At 66.6% G+C, this 25,369-nt stretch carries 25 protein-coding genes; 4 read left to right on the forward strand and 21 right to left on the reverse strand.

The genetic code is table 11. From position 1 onward, the window contains the following. Positions 1-90 precede the first annotated feature (90 nt). From AC1KAR_RS07010 to AC1KAR_RS07040, 7 genes are all read right to left on the reverse strand, one after another. Positions 91-756, reverse strand: a complete 666-nt coding sequence (locus tag AC1KAR_RS07010) for an SDR family oxidoreductase (RefSeq protein WP_480315887.1) — start codon at positions 754-756, stop codon at positions 91-93. Continuing rightward, entirely contained in the window at positions 753-1,058 is a 306-nt protein-coding gene (locus AC1KAR_RS07015) for a GIY-YIG nuclease family protein (protein WP_480315889.1), read from the reverse strand. The genes AC1KAR_RS07010 and AC1KAR_RS07015 overlap by 4 nt, the downstream gene beginning before the upstream one ends. A gap of 121 nt (positions 1,059-1,179) precedes the next feature. After that, positions 1,180-2,364 carry an acetyl-CoA C-acyltransferase gene (locus tag AC1KAR_RS07020; RefSeq protein ID WP_480315891.1) on the reverse strand — a complete coding sequence of 395 codons (1,185 nt, stop codon included), beginning with the start codon at positions 2,362-2,364 and terminating at the stop codon, positions 1,180-1,182. A 76-nt stretch (positions 2,365-2,440) separates the two neighbouring features. Then, the gene (gene aceK, locus AC1KAR_RS07025; RefSeq protein ID WP_480315893.1) at positions 2,441-4,369 is read right to left on the reverse strand and encodes a bifunctional isocitrate dehydrogenase kinase/phosphatase; all 1,929 of its coding nucleotides are present in this window, start codon (positions 4,367-4,369) and stop codon (positions 2,441-2,443) included. Positions 4,370-4,374: 5 nt separating this feature from the next. Then, the gene (gene can / locus AC1KAR_RS07030; protein ID WP_480315895.1) at positions 4,375-5,058 is read right to left on the reverse strand and encodes a carbonate dehydratase; all 684 of its coding nucleotides are present in this window, start codon (positions 5,056-5,058) and stop codon (positions 4,375-4,377) included. An 18-nt stretch (positions 5,059-5,076) separates the two neighbouring features. Next, positions 5,077-6,255, reverse strand: a complete 1,179-nt coding sequence (locus AC1KAR_RS07035; RefSeq protein WP_480315897.1) for an isovaleryl-CoA dehydrogenase — start codon at positions 6,253-6,255, stop codon at positions 5,077-5,079. A 31-nt stretch (positions 6,256-6,286) separates the two neighbouring features. Beyond that, positions 6,287-6,712 carry a MerR family transcriptional regulator gene (locus AC1KAR_RS07040; protein WP_480315899.1) on the reverse strand — a complete coding sequence of 142 codons (426 nt, stop codon included), beginning with the start codon at positions 6,710-6,712 and terminating at the stop codon, positions 6,287-6,289. Positions 6,713-6,774: 62 nt separating this feature from the next. Here AC1KAR_RS07040 and AC1KAR_RS07045 point away from each other — a divergent pair, with 62 nt between their 5' ends. After that, positions 6,775-7,866 (forward strand): MBL fold metallo-hydrolase, encoded by a 1,092-nt coding sequence (locus tag AC1KAR_RS07045; RefSeq protein WP_480315901.1) that lies wholly within the window; start codon positions 6,775-6,777, stop codon positions 7,864-7,866. 9 nt (positions 7,867-7,875) lie between these two features. Here AC1KAR_RS07045 and AC1KAR_RS07050 read toward each other — a convergent pair whose 3' ends face one another. The 8 genes from AC1KAR_RS07050 to AC1KAR_RS07085 all read right to left on the reverse strand — a co-directional run bounded on the left by AC1KAR_RS07050 (position 7,876) and on the right by AC1KAR_RS07085 (position 15,472). Continuing rightward, complete coding sequence (locus AC1KAR_RS07050) at positions 7,876-8,490, reverse strand: YitT family protein (RefSeq protein ID WP_480315903.1); 615 nt, start codon at positions 8,488-8,490, stop codon at positions 7,876-7,878. Between the two features lie 35 nt (positions 8,491-8,525). Next, on the reverse strand, positions 8,526-9,377 hold the full coding sequence (locus AC1KAR_RS07055; protein WP_480315905.1) for a LysR family transcriptional regulator: 852 nt from the start codon (positions 9,375-9,377) through the stop codon (positions 8,526-8,528). A 7-nt stretch (positions 9,378-9,384) separates the two neighbouring features. Next, positions 9,385-10,362, reverse strand: coding sequence for an MBL fold metallo-hydrolase (locus tag AC1KAR_RS07060; protein ID WP_480315907.1), 978 nt, complete (start codon positions 10,360-10,362; stop codon positions 9,385-9,387). Between the two features lie 108 nt (positions 10,363-10,470). Then, positions 10,471-11,208: a GntR family transcriptional regulator gene (locus AC1KAR_RS07065; protein ID WP_480315909.1), complete on the reverse strand. Its 738-nt coding sequence runs from the start codon at positions 11,206-11,208 to the stop codon at positions 10,471-10,473. Positions 11,209-11,220: 12 nt separating this feature from the next. Continuing rightward, positions 11,221-12,096, reverse strand: coding sequence for an ABC transporter permease (locus AC1KAR_RS07070; RefSeq protein WP_480315911.1), 876 nt, complete (start codon positions 12,094-12,096; stop codon positions 11,221-11,223). Next, the gene (locus AC1KAR_RS07075; protein ID WP_480315913.1) at positions 12,096-12,977 is read right to left on the reverse strand and encodes an ABC transporter permease; all 882 of its coding nucleotides are present in this window, start codon (positions 12,975-12,977) and stop codon (positions 12,096-12,098) included. Before AC1KAR_RS07075 ends, AC1KAR_RS07070 begins: the two co-directional genes overlap by 1 nt. Before the next feature lie 154 nt (positions 12,978-13,131). Beyond that, positions 13,132-14,418 (reverse strand): ABC transporter substrate-binding protein, encoded by a 1,287-nt coding sequence (locus AC1KAR_RS07080; protein ID WP_480315915.1) that lies wholly within the window; start codon positions 14,416-14,418, stop codon positions 13,132-13,134. A gap of 49 nt (positions 14,419-14,467) precedes the next feature. Further along, complete coding sequence (locus tag AC1KAR_RS07085) at positions 14,468-15,472, reverse strand: ABC transporter ATP-binding protein (RefSeq protein WP_480315917.1); 1,005 nt, start codon at positions 15,470-15,472, stop codon at positions 14,468-14,470. Between the two features lie 226 nt (positions 15,473-15,698). Here AC1KAR_RS07085 and AC1KAR_RS07090 point away from each other — a divergent pair, with 226 nt between their 5' ends. Beyond that, a complete protein-coding gene (locus tag AC1KAR_RS07090; RefSeq protein ID WP_480315919.1) occupies positions 15,699-16,433 on the forward strand; it encodes an aspartate/glutamate racemase family protein in 735 nt (244 codons plus the stop codon). A 128-nt stretch (positions 16,434-16,561) separates the two neighbouring features. Here AC1KAR_RS07090 and AC1KAR_RS07095 read toward each other — a convergent pair whose 3' ends face one another. After that, the gene (locus tag AC1KAR_RS07095) at positions 16,562-17,989 is read right to left on the reverse strand and encodes a wax ester/triacylglycerol synthase family O-acyltransferase (protein ID WP_480315921.1); all 1,428 of its coding nucleotides are present in this window, start codon (positions 17,987-17,989) and stop codon (positions 16,562-16,564) included. 90 nt (positions 17,990-18,079) lie between these two features. Here AC1KAR_RS07095 and AC1KAR_RS07100 point away from each other — a divergent pair, with 90 nt between their 5' ends. Beyond that, positions 18,080-18,340, forward strand: coding sequence for an acyl-CoA-binding protein (locus AC1KAR_RS07100; protein ID WP_480315923.1), 261 nt, complete (start codon positions 18,080-18,082; stop codon positions 18,338-18,340). A 28-nt stretch (positions 18,341-18,368) separates the two neighbouring features. On the opposite strand, the gene AC1KAR_RS07105 is transcribed toward AC1KAR_RS07100, so the two are convergent. The 5 genes from AC1KAR_RS07105 to AC1KAR_RS07125 form a co-directional block, all read right to left on the reverse strand. After that, a complete protein-coding gene (locus AC1KAR_RS07105; RefSeq protein WP_480315925.1) occupies positions 18,369-18,701 on the reverse strand; it encodes a polyhydroxyalkanoic acid system family protein in 333 nt (110 codons plus the stop codon). Positions 18,702-18,722: 21 nt separating this feature from the next. Continuing rightward, complete coding sequence (locus tag AC1KAR_RS07110; protein WP_480315927.1) at positions 18,723-19,793, reverse strand: aminopeptidase; 1,071 nt, start codon at positions 19,791-19,793, stop codon at positions 18,723-18,725. 36 nt (positions 19,794-19,829) lie between these two features. After that, entirely contained in the window at positions 19,830-20,486 is a 657-nt protein-coding gene (locus AC1KAR_RS07115) for a hypothetical protein (RefSeq protein ID WP_480315929.1), read from the reverse strand. Positions 20,487-20,503: 17 nt separating this feature from the next. Beyond that, positions 20,504-21,868: an ammonium transporter gene (locus tag AC1KAR_RS07120; protein WP_480315931.1), complete on the reverse strand. Its 1,365-nt coding sequence runs from the start codon at positions 21,866-21,868 to the stop codon at positions 20,504-20,506. Positions 21,869-21,936: 68 nt separating this feature from the next. Beyond that, positions 21,937-23,970 (reverse strand): molybdopterin-containing oxidoreductase family protein, encoded by a 2,034-nt coding sequence (locus AC1KAR_RS07125; RefSeq protein ID WP_480315933.1) that lies wholly within the window; start codon positions 23,968-23,970, stop codon positions 21,937-21,939. Between the two features lie 168 nt (positions 23,971-24,138). On the opposite strand from AC1KAR_RS07125, the gene AC1KAR_RS07130 reads away from it, so the two are divergent. Continuing rightward, positions 24,139-25,269 (forward strand): ABC transporter substrate-binding protein, encoded by a 1,131-nt coding sequence (locus AC1KAR_RS07130; RefSeq protein WP_480315935.1) that lies wholly within the window; start codon positions 24,139-24,141, stop codon positions 25,267-25,269. The last annotated feature ends 100 nt before the right edge of the window (positions 25,270-25,369 follow it).

Raw genomic sequence — 25,369 nt, forward strand, 5'->3', positions numbered from 1 at the left:
ACATCGGCCGATCCCCCGTGGGGATCGCGGGCCGGCTCGGGGCGGCCCGGCGCTCGACCCGCTCGCGCTGTTGGAACATGGTCATGAGCGTCACCAGGGAAGGGGGCTGCCGTCGTGGTCGAAGAAGCCGCCGTGCTCGGCGGGGGTGAGACCGGCGATCGTGCGGCGCATCAGCGCCACGCTGTCGGCCACATCGAGCGTGGCCTCGGGCCCGCCCATGTCGGTGCGCACCCAGCCCGGGTGCATGCTCACGCAGATCGCACGCCCTTGCAGCGCGATGGACGCGTCTTTCAACACCGAGTTCGCCGCCGCCTTGGAGGCGCGGTACAACCAGCCGGCGTTGCTGCTGCGCTGGCCGAGCGACCCCATGCGAGACGACAGCACCACGAGCCTGGCGCCCGGCGCGAGCGCATCGGCGAGCTGCGGAATCACGCGCATCGGCCCGAGCACGTTGGTGCGCATCACCGCATCGAAATCAGGCTCGCTCGGTGTTTGCAGGCCGTCGCTGCGAGGGCCGTAGAGACCTGCGACCACGATGGCGACATCGAAGGCCGAACCGTCGATCTGCCAGGCCAGCCCGGATGCGCTGGCGGCACTGGCGACGTCGAGCGACAAGGCGGTGGCCCCCAGCTCGCGCAGCGCCTGCAGCGATGCCTCGCTGCGCGCGGTGGCGGTGACGGCCGCGCGCTCGGCGCGGTACTGGCGAACGAACTCGAGGCCGATGCCGCGCGAGGCGCCGATGATGAGGGTGTTCATGTGAGATGCGATGGCAATGGGTGGCGTGTTCCCCAGGCGTGCTGCTGGACGGTCTTCCAGTCGGCGCGCATCAGGGCTTCCTTCTTGGCGCGGGACCAGCCTTTGAGCTGGCGTTCGGCGGCGAAGGCTTCGTGGCGGCTTGGAAATTCTTGCGACCACACCAGCTCGACGGGACGGCGATGGCGGGTGTAGCCAGGGTAGGTGCCAACATGGTGTTGAGCCATGCGCTGCTCCAGGTCGTCGGTGTGTCCGACGTAGTAGGACTTGTCGGCGCAGCGAAGCATGTAGGTGAAGAAGCTCATGCGAGTTCGGAGTGGGCCTTCGATACCTCAGGCTGAGCGGGCTGAGTGTGTTCATGGGTATGTGCAAGCCACCAGCCGCTCAGCCTGAGGTATCGAAGGCCCGCACAAACACCCGCGCGCATCAAACCAACTCCACCCCCAACGCCGTCGCCTCCCCCCCACCAATGCACAAGGCCGCCACCCCGCGCTTCAACCCGCGCTTGCGCAGCGCCCCCAGCAGCGTGACCACGATGCGCGCCCCGCTCGCCCCGATCGGGTGGCCCAGCGCGCACGCCCCACCATGCACGTTGACGATCTCGTGCGGCAGCTTGAACTCGTGCATGGCCGCCATCGTGACCGCGGCGAAGGCTTCGTTCACCTCCCACAGGTCCACATCCTTCGCCGCCCAGCCGTTCTTCTTGAGCAGCTTCTCGATCGCGCCCGCCGGCGCCGTGCTGAACCACGCCGGCGCCTGCGCGTGGACCGCGTGACCGACGATGCGCGCCACGGGCGCGAGCTTCATCTGCCGCGCGGTGGATTCACGCATCAGCACCAGCGCCGCCGCGCCATCCGAGATGCTCGACGCATTGGCCGCGGTGATCGTGCCGTCCTTCTTGAACGCAGGCTTGAGCCCCGGGATCTTGTCGAGCCTGGCCTTGAACGGTTGCTCATCGAACTTCACGACCGTGTCGCCCGCCTTGCCCTTCAAGGTGACCGGTGCGATCTCCCAGTCGAAGCTGCCGTCTTCGTTGGCCGCCTTCGAGCGCTGGGTGGAGGCGATCGCGAACGCATCCTGCGCTTCGCGGGTGAACTGGTACTTGGCCACGCAGTCTTCGGCAAACACACCCATCGCGCGGCCACGGTCGTAGGCGTCCTCCAGCCCATCCATCGCCATGTGGTCGAACATCTGCGTCGCGCCATAGCGCACGCCCTTGCGTGCGAAGACGAGGTGCGGCGCGTTGGTCATGCTCTCCATGCCGCCGGCAACGACCACCTCGGCGCTCTCGGCCTGGAGCATGTCGTGCGCGAACATCATGGCGCGCATGCCCGAGCCGCACATCTTGGACAAGGTGACGGCCCCCGCCGATTGCGGCAGGCCGGCGCCGAGTGCCGCCTGCCTGGCTGGCGCCTGGCCCTGGCCGGCCATCAGGCAGTTGCCCATGAGCACCTCGTTCACGGCGTCGCCCGGCACGCCGGCGCGCTCGATGGCCGCCTTGATCGCCACCGCGCCGAGTTCATGCGCAGCCAGAGCGCTGAAATCGCCCAACATGCCGCCGATGGGCGTGCGAGCCGCGGAGACGATGACGATGGATTCAGAGGTCGACATGGCAGGGACTCCTTGCGAATGTTTGGGCAACGCTGTGCGGGCAATGAACGTGCTGGCAATGAATGAACGAGAAACCTCAGGCCAGGCTGTTGTCGGTGAATGATGTGTCGCCCGCGCCCGACTCGGCCGGTGGCTCGAACGCGGCGCGCGCATGCTGGCCGTCGCGCACGCGCCGCATGGTCTTGAAGCGCTTGGTGGTGTCGTAGGGGAACACGTCGTGCACGTGGCCGGCAAGGATGCGCTCCTTGTGGCCCTGCCAGAACGCGACGTCGAGCAGGTCGCCGTGGTACTTCATGAAGACCTCGCGCACGGCCGTGTTGCCCAGCAGGAACGGGCCGAAGGTCTCGGGGAACACATCGTGCTTGCCCACGCTGTACCAGACCTCGCCCGACATCTCTTCTTCTTCGTTGCGGGGCTCGGGCACCTTGCGGAAGTTGCAGTCGGTCAGGTACTCGATCTCGTCGTAGTCGTAGAACACGACCTTGCCGTTGCGGGTCACGCCGAAGTTCTTCCAGAGCATGTCGCCCGGGAAGATGTTGGCCGCCACCAGGTCCTTGATCGCATTGCCGTATTCGATCACCGCATGCGCCATCCGCTCGTGCTCGGCTTCGTGCAGGTAGATGTTGAGCGGGATCATGCGCCGCTCGATGTAGACGTGGCGGATGACCACGTCGTTGCCGTCTTCTTCGAGCAGGCTCGGGCAGAACTGCTTCAGCTCGGCGATGAGCTCGTCTTCGAAACGCGCCCGCGGAAACGCCACGTTGCTGTACTCCAGCGTGTCGGCCATGCGCCCGACGCGGTCGTGGGTCTTCACGAGCAGGTACTTGCTCTTGATGATCTCGCGCGTGGTGTCTTTCTGCGGCGGGTAGAAATCCTTGATCACCTTGAACACGAACGGGAACGAGGGCAGGTCGAACACCAGCATGACCATGCCCTTGATGCCGGGCGCGATGCGGAAGCGGTCGCTGCTGTAGCGCAGGTGCGCGAGAAAGTCGCGGTAAAAGATGTTCTTGCCCTGCTTTTGCAGGCCGAGCGCGTTGTAGATCTCCGAGCGCGGCTTGCGCGGCATCAGCGAGCGCAAGAACTGCACGTACGCCGCCGGTATCTCCATGTTCACCAGGAAGTAGGCGCGCGCAAAGCTGAAGAGCATCTGCAGTTCGTCTTCGCCGAAGAGCATGGCGTCGATCGTGAGTTGCCCGCCGCTGGATGACGACCCCAAGGCACCTTGGGTGCCGGCCCCCGAGGGGCTCTCCGCCGTCTTGGGGCGGCCCGGCGACGGCGGCGTGTGCAGGATCGGCAGCGCGAACGGCGTTTCCTTGAAGCCGTTGATGATCCGGCCGACGATGTAGGCCCCCTTGTTGCGGAAGAACAGCGAACTCAGCACATGGATCTGGAAGTTCGCGCGCGCGCGAAAGTCGCCGAGCTGCTTGTGCATCTCGCACAGCACGTGGTCCACGTCGCGCCCCAGGTCCTCGAACGCCATCTGCAGCTGGAAGTTGTCGATGAGCCGGATCCAGGTCTCGCGCAAGGTCTCCTTGGTGGGGTAGTAGGCGCGGTAGGTCGGCATGGACGCCGGTTCGGCGTTCTCGATGTACTCGGTGGAGACCGCGGGGCGCAGGAAGATGAAGTCGTTGTGGAAGTAGCTGCGGTGCAGGATTTTGGTCGTGACCGAGTTGAAGAAGGTCTCGGCGAGCTCGGGCTGGCTGTGGTTGGTGAGCAGGCCGATGTAGTGCAGCTTGATCTGCTGCCACACGTCCATCGACAGCGTGCTGGCCTTGAACTCGGTCTGCAGCCGCTCGGCGCATTCGTCCACGCGCAGGTCGTAGAACTCGATGCGCTCGCGCTGCGCGCGCTGCTGGCCGTGCCAGTCGGCCTCTTCGAAGCGCCTCTTGGCGTGCGCGCTGGTCTCGCGGAAAAGCGTGTAGTGGCGATCGAAGCCGTCTAGCATCGCGTTGGCGATGTCGAAGGCGCGCAGGTCGGTCAGCTCCTGCGGGAAGACGGCCATGCGCATCAGTTGGTCTCGCTCGCTGCGAGGCCCGGCGTGTAGCGCGCGCGGATCTGGTTGATGGCCGCCTCGTAGGCGGGGTGCAGCCCTTCGGCGCTGCACACGGTCATGTGCAGGTCTTGCAGCTGCCCGTTGTGCAGGCCATAGACCCAGCCGTGGATCACCAGCTCCTGGCCGCGTTGCCAGGCGTCTTGCACGATGGTGGTCTGGCACGCGTTGAGCGCCTGCTCGACCACGTTCAGTTCCACCAGCGCATTCACGCGCTGCGATGCGTCGACGGCCTCTAGCCACGCCTGATGCCGGTTGCGCACGTCCTGCACGTGGCGGATCCAGTTGTCAGCGAGGCCCACGCGCGTGTCATGCAGCGCCGCCGCCACGCCGCCGCAGTTGGAGTGGCCGACGATGATGATGTGCTTGACCTTCAGCATGTCGGTTGCGAACTGCATCACCGACAGGCAGTTGAGATCGGAGTGCACCACCACGTTGGCCACGTTGCGGTGCACGAACAGCTCGCCGGGCAGCAGGCCGACCAGGTCGTTGGCGGGCACGCGGCTGTCGGCACAGCCGATCCACAGGTACTGCGGCGCCTGCTGCTTGAGCAGGCTGGTGAAGAAGCCCGGCGAACGGGCCTCGGTGTCGCGCGCCCAGCGCAGGTTGTTTTCGAAGAGTTCTTTGAGGTCGGTTGTCATGGCGCAATTGAACCAGAGTCACATGGTTTCGGCGAACAGCTCACGGCCGATCAGCATGCGGCGGATCTCCGACGTGCCCGCCCCGATTTCGTAGAGCTTGGCGTCACGCCAGAGACGGCCCAGCGGGTACTCGTTGATGTAGCCGTTGCCACCGAAGATCTGCACACCTTCGCCAGCCATCCAGGTGGCCTTCTCGGCACACCAGAGGATGACGCTCGCGCAGTCCTTGCGCACCTGTCGCACGTGCTCGGCGCCCAGCATGTCGAGGTTCTTGGCGACCGTGTAGGCGAACGAGCGCGCCGCCTGCAGCACGGTGTACATGTCGGCCACCTTGCCCTGGATGAGCTGGAACTCGCCGATGCTCTGGCCGAACTGCTTGCGGTCGTGGATGTAGGGCACCACGTTGTCCATTACCGACTGCATGATGCCCAGCGGCCCGCCGGTGAGCACCGCGCGCTCGTAGTCCAGCCCGCTCATCAGCACCTTGGCGCCGCCATTCACGCCGCCCAGCACGTTGGCTGCGGGCACTTCGACGTTCTGGAACACCAGCTCGCCGGTGTGGCTGCCGCGCATGCCGAGCTTGTCGAGCTTTTGCGCGATGCTGAAGCCCTTCATGCCTTTCTCGATCAGGAAGGCCGTCACGCCGCGTGCACCCAGCTCGGGTTCGGTCTTGGCGTAGACGACCAGCGTGTCGGCATCAGGACCGTTGGTGATCCAGAATTTGCTGCCGTTGAGAACGTAGTAGCCGCCCTTGTCCTCTGCCTTGAGCTTCATGCTGATGACATCGGAGCCCGCATTCGGCTCGCTCATCGCCAGCGCCCCCACGTGCTCGCCGCTGATCAGCTTGGGCAGGTATTTCTTGCGCTGCGCCTCGCTGCCGTTGCGCTTGATCTGGTTCACACACAGGTTGCTGTGCGCGCCGTAGCTCAGGCCGACGCTCGCGCTGGCGCGGCTGATCTCCTCCATCGCGATCATGTGGGCCAGGTAGCCCATGTTGGCGCCGCCGTACTCCTCGGGCACCGTGATGCCGAGCACGCCGAGCGAACCCATCTTCAGCCACAGGCCCATCGGGAACTGGTCGCTCTTGTCGATCTCGGCCGCGCGTGGCGCGATCTCGGCCTGCGCGAACTCGCGCACCGTGTCGCGCAGCGCGTTGATGTCTTCACCGAGCTGGAAGTCGAGGCCGGGCAGATTCATGGTGTCTCCAATGTCGTCGTGTGGGGTCGGTTCAGGCAGACTTCTTTTCGGCCGCGGCCAGCAATCGCCGGGCTTCTTTCTCCTGGGCGCGCACCTCGTCGAGCGTGCCCTGCAGGTCGGCCATCTGGTGCTCGAGCTGCTCACGGTGAGCACCCAGCACGGCCAGGAACTTCTTCAGCTGCGGCAAGGTGTCGCGTGGCGATTCGTACATGTCGACGATCTCTTTCGCCTCGGCCAGCGTGAGCCCTAGGCGCTTGCCACGCAGCGTGAGGCGCAGCCGGGTGCGGTCGCGCGCGGTGTAGACGCGGTTGCGGCCCTTGCGCTGCGGGTGCAGCAGGCCGCAGTCTTCATAGAAGCGGATGGCGCGGGTCGTGAGATCGAACTCGCGTGCCAATTCACCGATGGTGAACGTGGCGCCTGACGCGGTTGATACCTGAGTGACAGCTTCGGGGGGCATGGCTACCTAGAATGGCCGATCAGTTGACGTTTACGTAAAGTGTAGCCAACCCGGGCGCCGCCATGAATACCCTCGAACACCAGTTGAGTTACCCGCTCGCTGACACCCTGCCTGAGCCGGGGCGCGCGATCGAAGTGGCACCGGGCGTGCGCTGGGTGCGCATGGGGCTGCCTTTCGCGCTGGACCACATCAACCTCTGGCTGCTGCGCGACGAGATCGAAGGCCCGAACGGCAAACAGGCGGGCTGGACGATCGTCGACTGCGGCATCGCCAACGAGGCCACACGCGCCGCCTGGGATCAGGTGTTCGCCACGCAACTCGACGGCCTGCCGGTCCTGCGCGTGATCGTCACCCACCTGCACCCCGACCACATCGGCCTGGCCGACTGGCTCACCGAGCGATGGACCACGCCCGAGCACGAGTGCCGCCTGTGGATCAGCGGCACCGACTACAACGGCGCGCGCATGTCGAGCAACCCGGCCACCAAGGCCAACGTGATCACCTCGGGCTTCGCCCGCCGCCATGGCATCACCGACAACACGGTGCTCGAGATGATCGACGCGCGCGGCGGCCACTACGCCGGCCTGGTGCCGAAGGTGCCGGATCAGTTCCGCCGCATGGTCGATGGCGATGTGATCCGCATTGGCGCGGGCGACAACAAGGCGGATTGGCGCTGCCACGTCGGCTACGGCCACGCACCCGAGCACATCTCGCTGCATTGCGCTGCGCTCGGCGTGCTGATCTCCGGCGACATGGTGCTGCCGCGCATCTCGACCAATGTGGGCGTGCACGAGAACGAGCCCGAAGGCGACCCGCTGCGCCGCTACCTCGATTCGATCGAGCGCATGCGCGCCTTGCCGGCCGACAGCCTGGTGCTGCCCTCGCACGGCCGGCCCTTCACCGGCCTGCACACGCGCATCGACCAGCTCCAGGCGCACCATGCCGAGCGACTGGCCGAGGTGATGCAGGCTTGCGCCGAATCACCGCAAAGCGCGGCCGACCTGCTGGCGGTGCTGTTCAAGCGCAAGCTCGATCTGCACCAGACGACGTTTGCGATGGGCGAGTCGATCGCCCACCTGCACACGCTGTGGCATGAGGGCAAGCTGCGCCGCCATCTGGACGCGGCCGGCGTGTACCGCTTCAGCCCCACTTGAGGTGCTGATTCACACGCCCAGGTAGCGCCCGGGCTTGTGGTTGAGCGTGAGGATGGCACCGATCGCCACCGCCCCCACCACAGACTGCAGCACCCGCATCGGCGACACGACGAAGAACGCCGCCAGCACGACCACGATGTCGACCGACATCTGGATCTTGCCGGCGCTGTAACCGCGCGTCTGCTGCAACCACTGCGCCACGATGTTGACGCCGCCCACGCTGGCTTGGTGGCGCAGCAGTGCCAGCAGACCGAAGCCGATCAGGAAGCCGCCGAGCACCGAGGCCACCCAGGGGTTGAGCAACTCGAAGCGCACCACCTGGGGCGCCACCGCCGTGCAGGTGGAGACCAGCACCACCGCAGCAAAACTTTTGATCGTGAACCCGCGGCCCAGGCGCTGCCACGACAGCCAAAAGAACGGCACGCTGAATGCAAAGAAGCACAGCGCGAGGCTCCAGCCGGTGGCGTAGCTCACAAGAAAGGCGACGCCCGCCACACCGCCGGTGAGCAAGCCGGCGTGCGAGAACATCGTGAGACCCAGGGCGACGAAGAGCGCACCGGCGATGAGTGCATGGGCGTCGTCGAGCCAGTTGTGGAATTGCGGCGCAGGGGTGGGGGAGTTCATGCGGAGGGGCAAGCAGGCGGCGTGCCGTCGGCCCGTCATGCCGAGGGCAGCGTATCAGCCCAGCGCCTGCCGGCGGCCAGCACCTGCTCGACCGCACCAGTGGCAGGCGGGTGGAAGGCGAGGCCGATGCTGCGGCGCAGGCCACGCAGTTCGGCGCAGTCGGCGCGCACCACCACGCCCGGCCGGGGCGTCACCGAGTGCAGCGGTGCGATCGTGAGGCCCACCCCGGCAGCGACCAGGCCCTGCGCCCACTCCTCGCTCTGCGCGCGGGCGCGCACCTCGGGCTGGGCGGTGTCGCGGCCGAGGGCTGCGCGCCAGCTGTCGTGCATCTCGCAGTGGCTGCGCTCGACGAAGGGCTGCTGGTGCAGGTCGGCCAGACCCACCTGCTCCTGCACCGCGAGCGGGTGCGCTTCGGGCACCAGCAGCACGTAGGGCTCGTCCCAGAGCGCGACGAACTCGGTGTCTTCGTCGGCGCAGGTGGAGGTCGTCAGCGCCAGGTCGCACGGCTCTCCCGGCCCGACCACGCTCAGCGCAAGCGACGGGATCTCGCGCCGCCATTCGCGCAGCAAGGCCTCGGTGCGCGAGAGGCTCAGCGAGGGAAGAACACGGAGCGCGAGCGGCACCGCCTCGGCCTGGCGGAAGCTCGCCGCGATGGCCTCGGTGTCGGCCAGCAGCTTGCGCGCCAGGCGATACAGGCGCTGCGCCGCCGGCGTGGGCTCGAGACCGCGGTGCTGGCGCAGGAAGAGCCGCACCTGCAGCTCTTCCTCGATCGCAGCGATGGCCGCCGAGATGGCGGGCTGCGTGACGAAGCTCACCCGCGCAGCACCCACGGTGCTGCGCTCTTCGAAGGCGGCGCAGAAGTAGCGCAGGTTGCGCAGGTTCAGCATGCGGAGCTCACTCCTGGAAGCGAGGGAATTGCGGCAAGGCCTTGGCCAGGCGCTCGTCGTGCGCCGGCACCACCACCAGCGCAGGGTGACGCTGCATCAGCCGATGGATCTGCACGATCACGCGCTCGTTGGCGGCGTTGTCGTCATCGACGTGGCCCACCGTGCGCGTGAGCCAGGGGCGAGTCGCCGGCCACTGCAGGCCTTCGAGCGTCCAGGTCGTGTCGCCGACGAAGAAGTAGCGCTGACCCGAAGGCAAGCTGAGGAAGAGCCCCACCTGCCCGACGGTGTGCCCTTGCAGCGGCACCAGCACCACGGAGCCGTCGCCAAACCAGTCGCGGCTGGCGGCAAAGCCGGCATACGGCCCGGCATCGAAGCGCAGGTCACGCCAGCGCGTCACGCGATCGAACTGCGAGGCGATGAACGCTGGCGGGTGGCTGTGCGCCGCACGCGCGCGCTCGGCGGGCTGCACCCAGACATCGACGTTCGGGAAGTCGTGCAGGCCGCTGATGTGGTCCCAGTGCATGTGGGTCGGGATGATCGCGGCGAGATGCTCCGGTGCGATGCCATGGCGCTGCAGCTGCGCCACCGCGGGCTCCTCGGCGCGATAGCCGAAGAGCTGCGCGTCGAGCGCGCTGTTGGCTGCGAACTGCTGCGCCACCTCGCGGCCGAGGCCGGTGTCGATCAACAACAAGCCGCGCGGATGACGCACCAGCACCGCGTTGTGTACCGGGCGGCGCGGGGTGAACCAGCTGCCGCCCGCCACCACCAGCGACTCGAGCGTGCCCGCCGACTCGCCGGTGCGCAGCACCGAGAAGCCCAGCCCCGCGGGCGGGCTCGCCGCCGGCCAGGTGCCGGGAACCTCGGGCAGATCGGGGTAGTTCGCGGCTTGCAGGCGCCGATCCGCCCATGCCAGCCCGACCACCGCCACCGCGATCAGCACCAACAGACCCGATGCCACTCGCCCCACCCAGCCTCTGCCTCTCATCGCCATGCCCCTCGTGAACTGAAGGTCGGCACGGTAGCGGGCCGACATCCATCAGGGAAATCATATTTCCAGAGAACTTGCCAAAGTTTTTCCAATATGAGGCTGAGTTCACGCCTCGCCGCGGTAGGCCTTGAATACATCGTTCAGCGCCGGTGCCACGCGCGCCGTGGGCTGCGAGAGCGACTTCTCGATCTCGTTGAGATGCCGCCGCATCTCGGTGCCAGCCGCCCCGGGCGAGCCGCCCTGGCCGATCACCTTCAGCAGCGAGCGGTGGCTGTGCGCGACGCACATCGGCTCGCCCGGCGCCTTGTAGAGCGCCATCAGCAGCGAGGTGGTGGGCAAGAGCTCTTCCAGCAACCTCACGAAGATGGGGTTGCCGCTCATCTGCGCCAGCTTGAGGTGGAACTCGCCCGAGAGGCGGATCGCCTCCTGCTTGTTCTGCAACCGTGTGGCGCGCGCTTCGGCCTCGACGATCTGCCGCAGCTCGGCCAGTTGGGCCGTGCTCAGATTGCCGGCCAGGCGGCGCGCGACCTCGCACTCGACCACGCGGCGCGCATCGAACACATGCTCGCCGTCTCGACGCGTGGGCTCGGGCACCTGCGCACCGCGGTTGGGGCGCAGCACGATCACGTTGTCTTGCGCCAGCCGGTGCAGGGCCTGGCGCACCAGGGTGCGCGAAACAGCGAAGGTCTCGGCCAGTTCTTCTTCGCGCAGGCGCGTGCCCGGCGCGAGGCGATGGTCGATCACGGCGGCGTAGATGGCCTCGTAGACGCGATCGGCGGGCATCACCGGACCACTGCCGACCTCACGTTCGGGCAGGTCGTCTGTCTTCTTGCGTGCAGGCATGCGGCATTGCCGTCAGCGCACCGGCTTGCGTTTGAGCAGCTTCATCAGGGCCAGCGTGCCGCCCATCACGGCAAACGACACCACCGTGGTCACGGTGCCCAGTGCATAGATGGCCGGCGTGGTGACGGTGCTGGTGAGGCCTTGCAGCTCCAGCGGCAGAGTGTTCACGTCGCCGATGGCCTGCGAGGTGCGGGCGATCTCGTCCCAGCTGAGCGTGAAGCCGAACATGCCCACGCCCACCAGGCTGGGGGCGATCAGCGGCAGCACCACGTGGCGGAACCTCTGCCACGGCGTGGCACCCAGGTCACTCGCCGCCTCCTCGAAAGCCGGGTTGAAGCGGTTGAAGACGGCCAGCATGATCAGCAGGCCGAAGGGCAGCGTCCAGGTCAGGTGGGCCCCCAGCGCCGAGGTATACAGCCCCATCGCGGTACCGTAGTCTTCGAGCCAGGACCCGAGGCCAATCGCTTCGAGACCGCTTTTCACCAGGGTGTCCACGAGGCGGAACTGCAGGCCGATGCCCAGCGACACCACGATGGACGGCATGATCAGGCTGGCCACCGCGGTGTAGAACAAGAGCCCGGAGCCGGCGAACTTCTTGCGAAACGCGAGGCCCGCACTCAGCGACAGCAGCACGGTGAAGAGCATCACCACCGTGCCCAGTGCCACCGAGCGGCGGAAGGCCGCAGCAACGTCGACCACGCCCATGCCTTCCCACAGCTTGCCGAACCAGTGCAGCGAGACGCCGCGCATCGGGAAGGTCAGCCCGCCTTCGGGCCCCTGGAAGCTGAGCACGAAGATGGTCAGCATCGGGCCGTAGAGAAACAGCACGAAGAGCGCGAACAGCAACGCCAGCGCGTAGAAGGAGGCGGGGCGCGTGCCTTCGTTCATCACAGCTCCTTGCGGATGTCGACGAGCCTTGTCAGGCCCCAGATCATCATGAGCGTGACGATCAAGAGGATCACCGCATTGGCCGCGGCCATCGGGAACTGCAGGTAGCTGGTCTGCACCTGAATGATCTTGCCGACGGAGGCGATCTGCTGCCCGCCCATCACGCCGATGGTGACGAAGTCGCCCATCACGATGGTGATGACGAAGATCGAGCCGATGACGATGCCGGTGCGGCACAGCGGCACGATCACGTTCCACACCGTCTGCCAGCCGCTCGCGCCGTTGTCGCGCGCAGCCTCGAGCAAAGCGCGGTCAATGCGCATCATCGAGTTGAAGATGGGCACGATCATGAACATCGTGTACAGGTGCACGAAGGCAAGCACCACCGAGAAGTCGCTGAAGAGCAGCCACTCGATGGGGCTGTCGATGATGTGGGCCCCCATCAGTGCCTGGTTGATCACGCCGTTGCGCCCGAGCAATGGCACCCACGAGATCATGCGGATGACGTTGGACGTCCAGAACGGCACGGTGCACAAGATGAAGAGCAGCGTCTGTGCGCCCACCGAGCGCACGTGAAACGCCAGGAAGTAGGCCACCATGAAGCCGATCACGAGCGTGATCAGCCAGACCAGGAAGCAGAACTTGAGCGTCGAGAGGTAAGTCTTGAGCGTGACGCACAGCTCGCCGGTGCTCGAGCAGCCGCTGAAGACATCGATGTAATTCTGGGCGGTGAAGGCCGGGATCAGCTCGTAGTCGGTGGCGCGCCACAAGCTCACCGCCGCCACCAGCACCAGCGGCAGCACGAGAAAGAGCACGAAGACCAGCGTGAACGGCGTGGCTTGCAGCCAGGCGCTCAGGCGGAGGGTCTTGGGGGTGCTCATGCTGGGTGGGTGAAGCGACAAACGAGTGGAACCCGCGAAGGAGGAAACCGCTCAGGCTGAGGTATCGAAGCCCGGTGCGGCCTGAGCGGGCCTTCGATACCTCAGGCCGAGCGGTTGGTGGTGCGCACAGGCCAACGCACCACCCGATTCGCGATCAAGCCGCGACGAACTCGTTCCACTTCTGCACCATGTACGCGTTCTCATCCATGATCGCGTTCCAGCACGCAATGCCGCCCATGCGTTGCTCATAGCTGCCGCCGTCGCGCACCGCGCCGGCCTTGGCCAAGAGATCGCCGTTGGGTGACTTGATGTCCTGTGTGGCGGGCTTGCCCTCCATCCAGTAGGCCCACTCGTAGGCTTCCATCTTGGCCTTGGCCGTGTCGAGCACGGCGCTGTAGTAGCCCTGGCGGTTGAGGTAGGCGCCGGCCCAGCCGTCGAGGAACCAGTTGATGAATTCGTACACCGCGTCGGCCTTCTTGCCGGTGACCGACTTCGGCACGCCGAAGCCCGCAGCCCAGGCACGGTAGCCCTCCTTCAGCGGCTGGAAGGTGCAGGCGATGCCCTTGGTGCGCACGGCCGTGACGGCCGGCGACCACATGGACTGGATCACCACCTCGCCCGAGGCCATCAGGTTCACGCTCTCGTTGAAGTCTTTCCACAGCGCGCGAAACTGGCCGGCCTTCTTGGCCTCGATCAGCGTCTTGATCGTGAGGTCGATCTCCTTCTTGGTCATGTTGCCCTTGTCGGGGTACTTGTAGAGACCCATGGCCTCCACGACCATCGCCGCGTCCATGATTCCGATGCTCGGGATGTTGAGGATGGCGGCCTTGCCCTTGAACTCGGGGTTGAGCAACTCCTTCCACGATTCGATGGGCCGCTTGATCAGGTCGGGGCGAATGCCCAGCGTGTCGGCGTTGTAGACGGTGGGGATCAGCGTCATGAACTGCGTGGGCGCCGCGCTGAAGGTCTTGCTGTCAGGCTTCTCCAGGTACATCACCTTTTTCGGGGCTGTGCCCTGGTCACCCACCTTCTTGCCACCCGCTTCGCCCTTGGTGAAGAGCGTGGTGATCCTGTCGGCGTTCTTGATGCGCTTGGTGTCGATGCCCAGCAGGTTGCCGGTCGGGATGATCTTCTTGAGCGAGAAGTACTCGGTGTCGATCAGGTCGAAGCTGTTGGGCGCCGTCACTGCGCGCTTGGTGACGTCGTCCGTCGTGACCGGGATGTACTGGATCTTGATGCCGGTGTCCTTCTCGAACTTCTCGGCGATGGCCTTGTCCTGGTTCACCGCGGTGCCCAGGTAGCGCAGCGTGATCTTCTCTTGCGCATGCACGAAGGGAAAGCCCATTGCCGTGCCACCGGCAACGGCACTCCCTACGGCCCCCTTGAGCAGCGTGCGGCGTGCCGTGTCGGGCGGGGCGGTCTTGTCGTGCGGGTCGGACATGGTCGGGCTCCTTCGTGAGGGCAGGTGATGGATGTGAACGCGAGGTGGGTCAGGCGCCGGCCTGCAACGCATGCGCGGCCTGCGGCAGCCAAGAGACATGCGCCGTGTCTCCCGGCTCCCAGGGCGAAGCGTCGAAGTCGGCATCAGGGAGCGTGGCCGTCCATTGCGCATCGGTGGCCTCGCCCTGGGGGGCCAAGCTGAGCTGCACGTAGGTGCCTTGGTATTCGATGGACTTCACCGCCGCAGGGCGCGTCGAGGCGCCGGCACTGCGGGCCAGTTGCATGCGGTCGGAGCGCACAGCGACCGCGCCGTGGGGCGAGGCAATCACGTTGTGTGCGCCCATGAAGCGCGCCACGAACTCGGAGCGTGGCGCGTTGAACACCTCGCGCGGCGAGCCGGTCTGCTCGATGCGGCCGTTGTTCATCACGACCACCTGGTCGGCAAGTGCCATCGCTTCTTCCTGAGAGTGGGTGACATGCACGAATGTGAAGCCCAGCTCCTGCTGCCATCGCTTCAACTCGGCACGCATCTGCACGCGCAGGAATGGATCGAGTGCCGACAGAGGCTCGTCGAGCAGCAGCACGCGCGGCTCCGTCATCAGCGCACGTGCCAAGGCCACGCGCTGCTGCTGCCCACCCGACAGTTCGCTCGGCAGGCGCTGCAGGTAGGGCGTCATCGAGACAAGGGCCAGCAACTCCTTGGCCCGCGCATGGCGGAGCGCGGGCGGCTTGCCGCGCATCTTCCAGCTGAAGGCCACGTTTTCGAGCACCGACAGGTGCGGGAACAGCGCGTAGCTCTGGAACATCATGGCCGTGCCGCGGTCGGCCGCGGCGGCGTGGGTGATGTACTTGCCACCGAGCAGGATCTGTCCATCGCTCGCCAGTTCATGGCCCGCAATCATGCGAAGCGTGGAGGTCTTGCCGCAGCCCGACGGCCCAAGCAGGCAGCAGTAGCTGCCGGACGCGATGCGAAGGTCGATGCCATCGACAGCCACTGTGTGGCCGTAGCGCTTGACGAGCGCGGTGAGCACCAGACTGGAGTCGGCGGCATTCATGTCGGCGCTTGTATGCAATGCATGTGCCATGTTCAGCACACAGAAAGAGGGCGCAGCGCGCCATCGGTCGCGCCCCGCCATGTCAGCAATGCGAAACGGCACGCCCGCGTTTGGGGCGGCTACAGGCCGCGATCTCTCGCGGCAATGGGCGCGCGACTTGCTCGCACGCAGGCCAACGCCCCTCACTTTGTATACAAACTGGTGCGCGGTGCACCGGAGAGCCACCATGAAGATCCAGGTGATCAACCCCAACACCAGCCACGCGATGACGGTCAAGATTGCCGAGGCAGCCCGCGCCGTGGCCGCGCCGGGCACGCAGATCGAAGCTGCGCAGCCGAGCTTCGGCCCGCCCTCGATCGAAGGCCACTACGACGATGTGTGGGCGGCCGCCGGGGTGTGCGAACAGGTGCTCGAAGGCGAGGCGGTGGGCATGCAGGCGCACGTGATCGCCTGCTTCGGCGACCCGGGCCTGCACGCCGCACGCGAGCTGGCGCGCGGCCCGGTCATCGGCATCGCCGAAGCGGCCTTCCACTTCGCATCGCTTCTGGCCACCGGGTTCTCGGTGGTGACCACGCTCACCCGAACCTGCGTCATCGCCGAGCACCTGGTGCAGTCCTACGGCTTCGAGCGGCACTGCCGCGGCATCCACGGCACGGACATCGCGGTGCTGGAGTTGGACGATCCGGCAAGCGATGCGTATGCCCGCATCCTGGCGAGTGCGCGGGAAGCTCTCTCACGAGACCGCTCCGGGGCGATCGTGCTGGGCTGTGCAGGGATGGCGGACCTGTGTTCGCGGCTGCAGTCCGAACTGGGTGTGCCCGTGGTGGACGGTGTCGCGGCCGGGGTGAAGTTGGCTGAGAGCCTGGTGGCGCTCGGCTTGGGCACCAGCAAGCTGGGTGACTACGCGGCGCCCTTGTCGAAGGTGTATGCGGGGGTGGCGGGGCGGTATTCGCCTTCGTGAAGGGAGTTTGTTGCGGTGCGTCCGGAGCGGGCCTTCGATACCTCAGGCTGAGCGGGTTGTGATTCGCGACCGCACCGTGTGATCGGGCACAAGCACGAGCAAGAACTCGGGCACCGGCACGGGCAACGTCACTCCCAAGGCAACATCAACGTCACCATCAACAACCTCTCAAACTCCGGACCGAATCGATCAACCACCAGCTGCGGATCTGCACACAGCTGCGCGTCCGTGATCAACCCGAACTGCACCGCGCCCCCATACGACAGGATCGACACCCCTACCCCGATCTCCCCCGACTGCGGCACCCAGAACATCACCTGCCGCAGCGTCGAGCCGCAGAGCTTGAGCGGCTCGGCAGGCCCCGGCACATTGGTCATGACCAGCGTGGTCTTGCGCGCAAAGAGGTTGAGCAGCGCATCCTGTGCGGGCTTGATCAGCAGGCCCGCCACCGCAAGCACTGCGAACGCCAGCAGCGGCTGGTAGCTGCCCTTGAGCTCGGCCATGCGAGCCTTCACCGCGTAGACGCGCTCCACCGGGTTCACGATGCCGATCGGCAGCACCAGTGGCACCAGGCCGAACTGGTTGCCGAGCTTGTAGGCCTTCTCCATCGGCCGCAGGTTCACCGGCACCATTGCGCGGATCTCCTTGCCGGCGGTGTCTTCGCCCGAATCGCGCAGGTAGCCTCCGATGGCACCGGCCACGCAGGCCAGCAGCACGTCGTTCACGGAACAGTCCAGCGCCTTGCCGATGGCCTTGACCGCATCGAGAGGCAGCGGTTCACCCCAGGCCACCCGCTTGGCACCGACGGGCTTGCCCTTGAGTCGCGTGGGCGAGTCATCGGGCATGAGCAGCATCGCGCTGGCGTCCGAGATCACCTGGTAGCCCACGCGCGCCGCGTCGAGCGTGCCGACAAGGGGCTGCTGCGGCCGGGCCAAGAGATCCACCGACTTGGCCATGCCGGTGCCGTAGAGCTGGATGGCCTTGAGCGCAACATCCGTCAGCGGTCGCATCACGGCGTCGCTCAGCCAGTCGGCATCTTCGTTGGCCGGCGCGTGTTGGCGGCGTCGGCCGCGCGAGGGCGGGTCGGTGCCGCCATCGGTGATGGACAGCACCACCGAGATCAGCGCAATGCCGTCGGCAATGCAGTGGTGGATGCGCGCGATCAACGCGCTGCCGCCTTCATAGTTGTCGATCAGGTGAAACTGCCACAGCGGGCGCGAGCTATCCAGCGGCGTCATCGAGAGCTCGCCCACGCGCGCCTGCAAGGCCGCCTGCGCACTCTGGCCCGGCCGGCGCGCGAGCTTCTCGCGGCGAACGTGGCGGCGGATGTCGAAGTCTTCGTCGTCGACCCAGCTCGCGCCCATCGCGTCTTCGACCACCTTCTGGCGAAAGCGGCCGTACTTGAGCAGCTTGCTCTGGACCCGCTCGCACAGCTCTGCATGGCCCAGGCGCGGCTCGATGAGCAGCACGCCCACGATCAGCATCAGGTTGACGTCGTTGTCCATGCGCAGCCAGGCGGTATCGACCCGCGACATGCGTTCGGCGCCAGCACTCATGTCAGAGTTCCTTCCCTAGTCTTTGCCGCAGGATGCTGGGTAACAATCCGCGCGTCCATTCCCAATTCCATCCACAACGGAGACAACACCATGGCCGACCTCCAAGCCAAGTTCGACCAAGCGCGGGCAGACTCGCTCAACCTGCCCGAGAAGCCCGACAACATGACGCTGCTGCGCCTGTACGCGCTGTACAAGCAAGGCAGCGAGGGCGATGTGGAGAGCAAGCGCCCCGGCTTCACCGACATGATCGCGCGCGCCAAGTGGGATGCCTGGAACATGGCGAAGGGCACGCCGAAGGAAGAGGCCATGCAGAGCTACATCGACCTGATCGAGGAGCTCAAGGAGGGCTGAGCCCGGCCTTGTCGTCCACCATGGCCGGCTACTTCTTGCCGGCCTTCTTCGCTGCGGCCTTGGGCTTGGCGCCCTGGGCCAGCAGCTGATCGAGGTTCTTCTCGATCTCGCCTTCGATCGATTTGGCAAAGGCCCCGAGCAGAAAGCCCAGCTTGGCATTCAGCTCGAAGTGATCCGCCGCGACCAGCAGCCGGCCATTCACGCCGCTGCGCTTGAACTCCACCGTGTCGCAGTCTTCGCCTTCGACGATGGTGCATTCCATCTCGAACTTCTTCTCCGCGTCTTCGGCCCATTTGTGGGCGATCTTGCGCGCCTTGGCCAAGCCGAACGCATGCTCGCGGTGGATGTGGATGTCGGGCATGTGGGGGTCTCCGTGCTCTTCTCAGGGGCCGAGTGTCGCGCGGCGCTCGGCCTGCGGCAATGCGGCCAAACGCCGCACCTCGGCATAGAAGCGCTCGTAGTCTCGTCCCTCGCGCTCGAACAGGCGCTCGAACTGAGGCACGAGTTCGTTGTAGGCCGCCAGCACGCCGAGCGACGCGTTGTTGGCCCGTTCGAACCAGGCGTCGTAGCCGGCAAAGCCGTTCCAGCGCTCGGCCTTCATCACCGCGTAGTCGGCGCGCAGGCGGGCAAAACGGTCGGCCTTGGCGCTGCGCTTGGCGTCGTCGCTGAGCGCCGGGTTGCGGTAGACGGCGTCGAGGTCGGCACGCGCCTGCAGGGTCAGGCGACGAAAATCGCTGCGGCGCGCTTCGAGCGCTTCGTACTCGGCGCGCGCCTCGGGGCTCGCGTGCTCGTGCAACCACTGCCGCCCGCCCAGGCGCTCCACGGTGGTTGCGAACGACTCGTTGAACATGGTGTCGCCGCTCGCGTACGCGACCTGATGCGCCAACTCGTGGAAGATCATTCGCGCGAGCTCGCCTTCGGGCCAGCGAATGAACGTGTTGAGCAGCGGGTCGCTGAAGTAGTCACCCGGCAGCTTGCCGAGCGTGGAGTAGGCCGGGATGGCTTGCACGATGGCCTCCAGCCCCTGCGTGCGCACCTCGGCGGCGAGCGCCTCGGCCGCCTCCTTGTCGTAGTAGCCGCGGTAGCCCACGCAGCCCACGACCGGGAAGCACCACGTCTTGAGCGTGAGGCTGAGTTCGGGGGCCGCGACCACGTTCCACACCGCGGCATTGCGCTGCAGGTCGGCGTAGCGGCGGTAGCTCGCGTTGTCGGGCAGCTTGAGTTCGGCCACGGCGAAGTCGCGCATGCGCTGGCTGAGCAGCAGCCGTTCACGCAAGGGCTCGGGAGCCGTCGGGTCGGCGATCCAGTCGTCGACCGGGCGCGCCTGGTTCAAGAGGCTCATGTGCCCGCCCACCGATTGCGCGTAATAGCGCATCGAGCTGCAGCCGCCCAGCCCGGCCCCGAGCCCACCGAGCACCAACGCACTTATCCACCAGATTCGCCGCTTGATCATGCGGCCCAGTCTAGAGCCTGCTCTGTCAGCGCCTGCTCAGAGGTAGGTGCGAATCTGGCGGTGCGAGGGCTGGGCCGAGTTCTCCAATTGCCCCACCGCGTTCGTGAAGAGCTGGTCGGCGCGCGTGGGCCCCAGGCAATCGGCCAGGGCCACGTAGATGACGTTGATGACCCGCGTACCGCCCGCCTGAGGCGGCCAGTTGCCGGCAAGCCCGGGAGCGGTGCCGCTCCACCACGACAGCACCGCACGCTGCAGCGGCTGCGGAAGCGCGCGTGCATGCTGCATTGCCACGCTGCGCAGCGAGTGCCCGTGCGCTTGGCGCGCCACCTGGCTCTCCACCGATTCGAAGAACGCCTCGATCACGCCCGCGCTGGAGGCGCTTTGCGGCACGACCCTCGGGCTCGGCGCCAGCGGCATCGGCGTGGACAGCGGATCGTCGGGCAGCTGGCTCGCGTCGGTTTGCAGCGCGCGGAAGATGCGCAAGTGCAGCTCGGCCTCCTTGCCCGGAAGGTCGAAGGAAGTCGCCACCTGGCGGCAGTAGCGGTTCAGGCCGACGAAGAGCGAACCCTGGCCTTCGAACTGCAGGCTCCACATGGCCACGGCTTCTTTCACACGCGCACTGTCGAGGTATTCGGACAGCGCATGGGCCAGCGCACGCCGCGCCGACACCGGGTCATCGATCGCAAAGGGCATCAAGGTCTCCGGAGTTCTCAGGCCGCGGCCTTGCCGCGGTGCACGGCTTCCTGCTGGAACTCGGGGTAGCCCACCTCGTAGTGTTCCGTGAAGTCGAGACCCCGCTGTTCGGCGAGCGTATCGACGCGCAAGCCGATGGTCCGGCCAATCACGGCGTACATCAGCAACGAGCTCCCGAAGGCCCAGACAAAGGCCACCGCGCAGCCCAGCGCCTGCACGCCCAACTGTGCCGGGCTGAACATGGCAGCGCTGTTGAACAGGCCCGCGGCCAGCGTGCCCCACACGCCCCCCACCGCGTGCACCGAGACCGCCCCCACCACGTCGTCGATGCGTGCGCGCTCCAGCACCCGGCCCGCAATCACACTCAGGCCGCCCGCCACGAAGCCGGTGAGCAGTGCATAGGCGGGTTCCATGACATGGCAGCCGGCGGTGATGCCCACCAGGCCGGCAATGGCGCCGTTGATCGCGCCGGTCATCAGCACCGGCTGGCGCGATACGCCCAGCCACAGCAGCGCGCCGATGGCACCGGCCGAGCCCGCGAGATGGGTGTTCAGCACGATCTTGCCGATGCCCACCTGCGCAGCCGCAGTGCTGCCGCCGTTGAAGCCGAACCAGCCGAGCCAGAGAATGAAGCCGCCCAGCGCGACCGACGTGAGGTTGTGGCCCAGGATGGGGCGAATCTCGCCCTTCGGCCCGAAGCGCCCGAGGCGCGGCCCCAGGACCAGCACGGCGGCGAGCGCGGCCCAGCCACCCACCGAGTGCACGACGGTGGAACCGGCAAAGTCGATGAAGCCGAGCTCCTTCAACCAGCCGGTGCCGCCATACAGCGAGCCCCAGGCCCAGGCGCCGAACACCGGGTAGATGAGCCCGGTGATGATGACCGAGCCGAAGATGTAGCCGGAGAAGCGCATGCGCTCGGCCACCGCACCGCTCACGATGGTGGCCGCCGTGGCAGCGAACATCATCTGGAAGAAGAGCATGCCGTAGTCGGATTCGGCCACCTGGTGCACGAAGAAGTGGCTGGCGCCGATCCAGCCGCTGGCGTTGCTGCCGAACATCAGCCCGAACCCGATGGCCCAGAACGCGACCGCGCCGAAGCACATGTCGCAGAAGTTCTTCATGATGACGTTGATCGCGTTCTTCGCTCGGCTCATGCCAGATTCGAGCAAGGCGAACCCGGCCTGCATGAAGAACACCAGCGCACCGGCTGCGATCAGCCAGAGCATGTCGGTGGCCGCCTGCAGCGCCTTCAGCGCATCGACCGGATCAGTGATTTCTGCGGCACGGGCGCTCGACGCGCAGGCCCACAGGGCCAGGCTGCCCGCACACACCATCGCGCCACGCAGCCCCTTGGCTGCGCGCCCCCCACAACGTCTTGTCATTCGTGTCCTCGTCAAAAACGAGGACAGACGTTGGCAAGAGCCGTGCCATCAGGCCCGAGGGTGCGCTCTCACGCGTCGGCGCGTGCGACCTCGACCAGGCAGTCGTAGAACGTTGGAGCGCGCCCGAGGTCCGTGAGCTGTTGATGCGTGAGTTCGTTCACGTTCCGGCCGTTCACGCCGAACTTTCGCCACCAGATGCCCAGCCCGTTGACCACCCCCGGCCGCGCGCGATCGTTGAGCCGAAGGCTGCACCAATACTGGCCGCGCTCGTTGAACACGCGCACCAGCTCACCGCCTTGCAGGCCGCGCACCGCGGCATCGCTCGGGTGCATCTCCAGCACGGGCTCGGCCTCGATGTCGCGCAGGCTCTTCACGTTGACGAAGCTGGAGTTGAGGAAGTTGCGTGCCGGCGGCGAGATCATCGCGAGCGGGAAGCGCCGCGCAAGGTCTGGCGCCGACTGCACCGATTCGTAGTTGGGCAGGTGGTCGGGCACACCCAGGCCCGGCGCATCGATCTGGCACTTGCCGCTGGCGCTCGGGAAGCCGCCTTGCGCGAACGGCGCTTCGGGCAACGGCAGCTTGACCCACCCGTGCTCGCGCAGCGCGTCGAAGCTCACCGGCTGCTTGAACGCGGCACGCGCCATGGCCTCGTCGCTGTCCTTGAAGCAAGGCTCGGTGAAACCCATCAGCGCTGCCAGCTCGCGGAACACCTGCGTGTTGGGCTTGGCCTCACCGACCGGCGCGATCGCCGGCTCGTTGATGAGCGCATAAGTGTGGCCGTAGCTGGTGTGCACGTCGAGGTGCTCGAGCTGCGTGGTGGCGGGCAGCACGTAATCGCCCAGATCGGCGGTGTCGGTCATGAAGTGTTCGAGCACCACGGTGAAGAGGTCGTCGCGCGCGAAGCCCTGCGCGACCTTGGGCGACTCGGGCGCCACCGCCACCGGGTTGCTGTTGTAGACGACGAGCGCCTCGATCTTGGGCCCGAAGGCAGGTGAACTGTCTCTCAACAAGTCGTCGCCGATGGTGCTCATGTTGATGGTGCGCGGCCTGCGCGCGCCGATCAGGTCCGGCCGCTGCAAGGCCTGTGCGTCCTTCGGGAACCAGCCCGATGCCGACAGCAGCAAGCCGCCCGCACGGTGCCGCCACGCACCCACCAGGCAGGGCAGGATCGCGATCAGCCGCACCGCGTTGCCACCACCGCGCACGCGCTGCATGCCGTAGTTGAGGCGGATGGAGGCGGGCTTCGTCGTCGCGTAGTCGCGCGCCAGTTGTCGCACCTCGTCAGCGGTGATGCCGCAGGTCTCGGCGGTGCGCTCGGGCGTCCATTGCATCGCGCGTTCGCGAAGCAGAGGCCAGCCTTCGGTGTGGCGCTCGACGTAGTCGTGGTCGAGCCAGTCGTTGGCGATCAGCTCGTGCATCAGGCCGAGCGCGAGCGCGCCGTCGGTGCCGGGCAGCAGCGCGATGTGCTGGTGGCATTTGTCGGCGGTCTCCGTCTTGCGCGGGTCGATGCAGATCAGCCTGGCGCCGTCGCGCTTGGCCTTTTGCGCGAACGTCCAGAAGTGGAGGTTCGAGGCGATCGAGTTGCTGCCCCAGATCAGGATCAGCCGGCTCTCGGCGAAATGCTCGAGGTGCATGCCCACGCGGTTGCCGTAGGTGGCAGTCAGCGCATCGGCCCCGGCTGAGGCACAGATGGTGCGGTCGAGCAGCGAGGCGCCGAGCTTGTGAAAGAAGCGCCGGTCCATGCTCTCGCCCTGCAGCAGCCCCATGGTGCCCGCGTAGCTGTACGGCACGACGGCCTCGGGGTTGCGCGATGCGATCTCGGCGAGCCGCGCGGCGATGTCGGCAAGCGCTTCCTGCCAGCTCACGCGCACGAACTGGCCACTTCCCTTGGGGCCGCTGCGCTTGAGCGGATGCAGCACACGCTCAGGGTGGTAGCTGCGCTCGGTGTAACGCGAAACCTTGGTACACAGCGCGCCATGGGTGGGCGGGTGATCGGGGTCGCCCTGCACGCGGATGGCCCGGCCGTCTTCGACCGTGACGCGGATGGCGCAGGTGTCGGGGCAGTCGTGCGGGCAGGCGGCACGGACGGTGTGGCTGGTCATTCGGGAACTATTGCACAGGGCCCTGGAACACGCGCCAGCCGGGGCTTGGGCCTCAAGAACCTAGGGTTTACACTGAGCCTCAATCGCACGGCCGTGCGAACCTCGATTTCTCCCGACGGCCAGGCCTCACAAGGGCTTGGCTCCCCTCCCCCAGCCTCATCCAAGACCATGAAACGCCGTACCCTGCTCCAGAACATGGTGGCCACCAGCGCTGCCTTGGCCCTGCCCTCGTTCGCACAAGCCGAACGCCGCATCGTCCTCGGCCAGTCGGCCGCCTTCAGCGGCCCGGCCGCGCAGCTGGGCATCCAGATGAACGAAGGCGCCAAGATCTACTTCGATGCGTTGAACGTGGCCGGTGGGGTGAACGGGAGCACGATCGAGCTGCGCACGCTGGACGACGGCTACGAGCCCGACCGCTGCAAGGCCAACACCGAGCGCTTCATCACCAAGGACAACGTGTTTGCGCTGTTCGGCTACGTGGGCACGCCCACCTGCCTGGCCGCGCTGCCCGTGGCCAACGAATCCAAGACGATCTTCTTCGGCCCCTTCACCGGCGCCGAATCGCTGCGCGAGCCGTTCAGCAAGAACGTGTTCCACATCCGCGCCTCGTATTTCGACGAGACGGCGTTGATCGTCAAGAACCTCACCTCGCTCGGCCTCACCAAGATCGCGGTGTTCCACCAGAACGACGCCTACGGCAAGGCGGGCCTGGACGGCGTGGTTCGCGCCCTCAAGCCCTCCAACCTGGCGCCGGTCGCCACCGGCACGGTGGAGCGCAATACGGTCGACGTCGCCCAGGCCGTGAAGAACATCGTGGCCGCCAAGCCCGAAGCAGTGGTGCAGATCAGCGCCTACAAGTCGTCGGCCGCGTTCATCCGCGAGGCCCGCAAGGCCGGCTACGGCGGCACCTTCTACAACGTGTCGTTCGTGGGCACGCAGGCGCTGGCTGATGAGCTGGGCCGCGAGGCGCGCGGCATCATGATCAGCCAGGTGATGCCCTCGCCCTTCTCGAGCACCACGCCGATCTCGCGCGAATACCAGGAGGCCGTCGCCAAGGTCGGCCGCGGCGCCACGCTCAACTATTCGAGCATGGAGGGCTACGTGGCTGCCAAGGTCTTCGCCGAAGGCCTCAAGCGCGCCGGCCGCAACCCGACACGCGAAGCGTTCATCACCGCCATGGAATCGGTGCAGGGCGCGAACCTCGGCGGCTTCAACGTGGGCTTCGGTGCTCGCGACCACGTGGCCTCGCACTTCGTCGAGCTGTCGATGCTGACGGAAGACGGCAAGGTCAAGCGCTGAAGCGAGCACTTGTCGTGTGATCGGCACATCCCCGGGCTCGCGGGGATGTACGCCGCCCCATCCGTTCGCCAAGATGCAGCGAAAGGGAGAAACCACACGA

Source organism: Piscinibacter sp. PDB1-1, assembly GCF_056675995.1.

Excerpts from the sequence above, each read along its gene's own strand:
- AC1KAR_RS07085 (WP_480315917.1), bottom strand. The coding sequence starts at position 15,472 with ATGAATGCCGCCGACTCCAGTCTGGTGCTCACCGCGCTCGTCAAGCGC.
- AC1KAR_RS07020 (WP_480315891.1), bottom strand. The coding sequence starts at position 2,364 with ATGTCGACCTCTGAATCCATCGTCATCGTCTCCGCGGCTCGCACGCCC.
- AC1KAR_RS07010 (WP_480315887.1), bottom strand. The coding sequence starts at position 756 with ATGAACACCCTCATCATCGGCGCCTCGCGCGGCATCGGCCTCGAGTTC.
- aceK (WP_480315893.1), bottom strand. The coding sequence starts at position 4,369 with ATGGCCGTCTTCCCGCAGGAGCTGACCGACCTGCGCGCCTTCGACATC.
- AC1KAR_RS07120 (WP_480315931.1), bottom strand. The coding sequence starts at position 21,868 with ATGACAAGACGTTGTGGGGGGCGCGCAGCCAAGGGGCTGCGTGGCGCG.
- AC1KAR_RS07040 (WP_480315899.1), bottom strand. The coding sequence starts at position 6,712 with ATGCCCCCCGAAGCTGTCACTCAGGTATCAACCGCGTCAGGCGCCACG.
- AC1KAR_RS07115 (WP_480315929.1), bottom strand. The coding sequence starts at position 20,486 with ATGCCCTTTGCGATCGATGACCCGGTGTCGGCGCGGCGTGCGCTGGCC.
- AC1KAR_RS07125 (WP_480315933.1), bottom strand. The coding sequence starts at position 23,970 with ATGACCAGCCACACCGTCCGTGCCGCCTGCCCGCACGACTGCCCCGAC.
- AC1KAR_RS07095 (WP_480315921.1), bottom strand. The coding sequence starts at position 17,989 with ATGAGTGCTGGCGCCGAACGCATGTCGCGGGTCGATACCGCCTGGCTG.
- AC1KAR_RS07070 (WP_480315911.1), bottom strand. The coding sequence starts at position 12,096 with ATGAACGAAGGCACGCGCCCCGCCTCCTTCTACGCGCTGGCGTTGCTG.
- AC1KAR_RS07035 (WP_480315897.1), bottom strand. The coding sequence starts at position 6,255 with ATGAATCTGCCCGGCCTCGACTTCCAGCTCGGTGAAGACATCAACGCG.
- AC1KAR_RS07090 (WP_480315919.1), top strand. The coding sequence starts at position 15,699 with ATGAAGATCCAGGTGATCAACCCCAACACCAGCCACGCGATGACGGTC.
- AC1KAR_RS07080 (WP_480315915.1), bottom strand. The coding sequence starts at position 14,418 with ATGTCCGACCCGCACGACAAGACCGCCCCGCCCGACACGGCACGCCGC.
- AC1KAR_RS07100 (WP_480315923.1), top strand. The coding sequence starts at position 18,080 with ATGGCCGACCTCCAAGCCAAGTTCGACCAAGCGCGGGCAGACTCGCTC.
- AC1KAR_RS07105 (WP_480315925.1), bottom strand. The coding sequence starts at position 18,701 with ATGCCCGACATCCACATCCACCGCGAGCATGCGTTCGGCTTGGCCAAG.
- AC1KAR_RS07065 (WP_480315909.1), bottom strand. The coding sequence starts at position 11,208 with ATGCCTGCACGCAAGAAGACAGACGACCTGCCCGAACGTGAGGTCGGC.
- AC1KAR_RS07050 (WP_480315903.1), bottom strand. The coding sequence starts at position 8,490 with ATGAACTCCCCCACCCCTGCGCCGCAATTCCACAACTGGCTCGACGAC.
- can (WP_480315895.1), bottom strand. The coding sequence starts at position 5,058 with ATGACAACCGACCTCAAAGAACTCTTCGAAAACAACCTGCGCTGGGCG.
- AC1KAR_RS07045 (WP_480315901.1), top strand. The coding sequence starts at position 6,775 with ATGAATACCCTCGAACACCAGTTGAGTTACCCGCTCGCTGACACCCTG.
- AC1KAR_RS07060 (WP_480315907.1), bottom strand. The coding sequence starts at position 10,362 with ATGAGAGGCAGAGGCTGGGTGGGGCGAGTGGCATCGGGTCTGTTGGTG.
- AC1KAR_RS07075 (WP_480315913.1), bottom strand. The coding sequence starts at position 12,977 with ATGAGCACCCCCAAGACCCTCCGCCTGAGCGCCTGGCTGCAAGCCACG.
- AC1KAR_RS07015 (WP_480315889.1), bottom strand. The coding sequence starts at position 1,058 with ATGAGCTTCTTCACCTACATGCTTCGCTGCGCCGACAAGTCCTACTAC.
- AC1KAR_RS07110 (WP_480315927.1), bottom strand. The coding sequence starts at position 19,793 with ATGATCAAGCGGCGAATCTGGTGGATAAGTGCGTTGGTGCTCGGTGGG.
- AC1KAR_RS07130 (WP_480315935.1), top strand. The coding sequence starts at position 24,139 with ATGAAACGCCGTACCCTGCTCCAGAACATGGTGGCCACCAGCGCTGCC.
- AC1KAR_RS07055 (WP_480315905.1), bottom strand. The coding sequence starts at position 9,377 with ATGCTGAACCTGCGCAACCTGCGCTACTTCTGCGCCGCCTTCGAAGAG.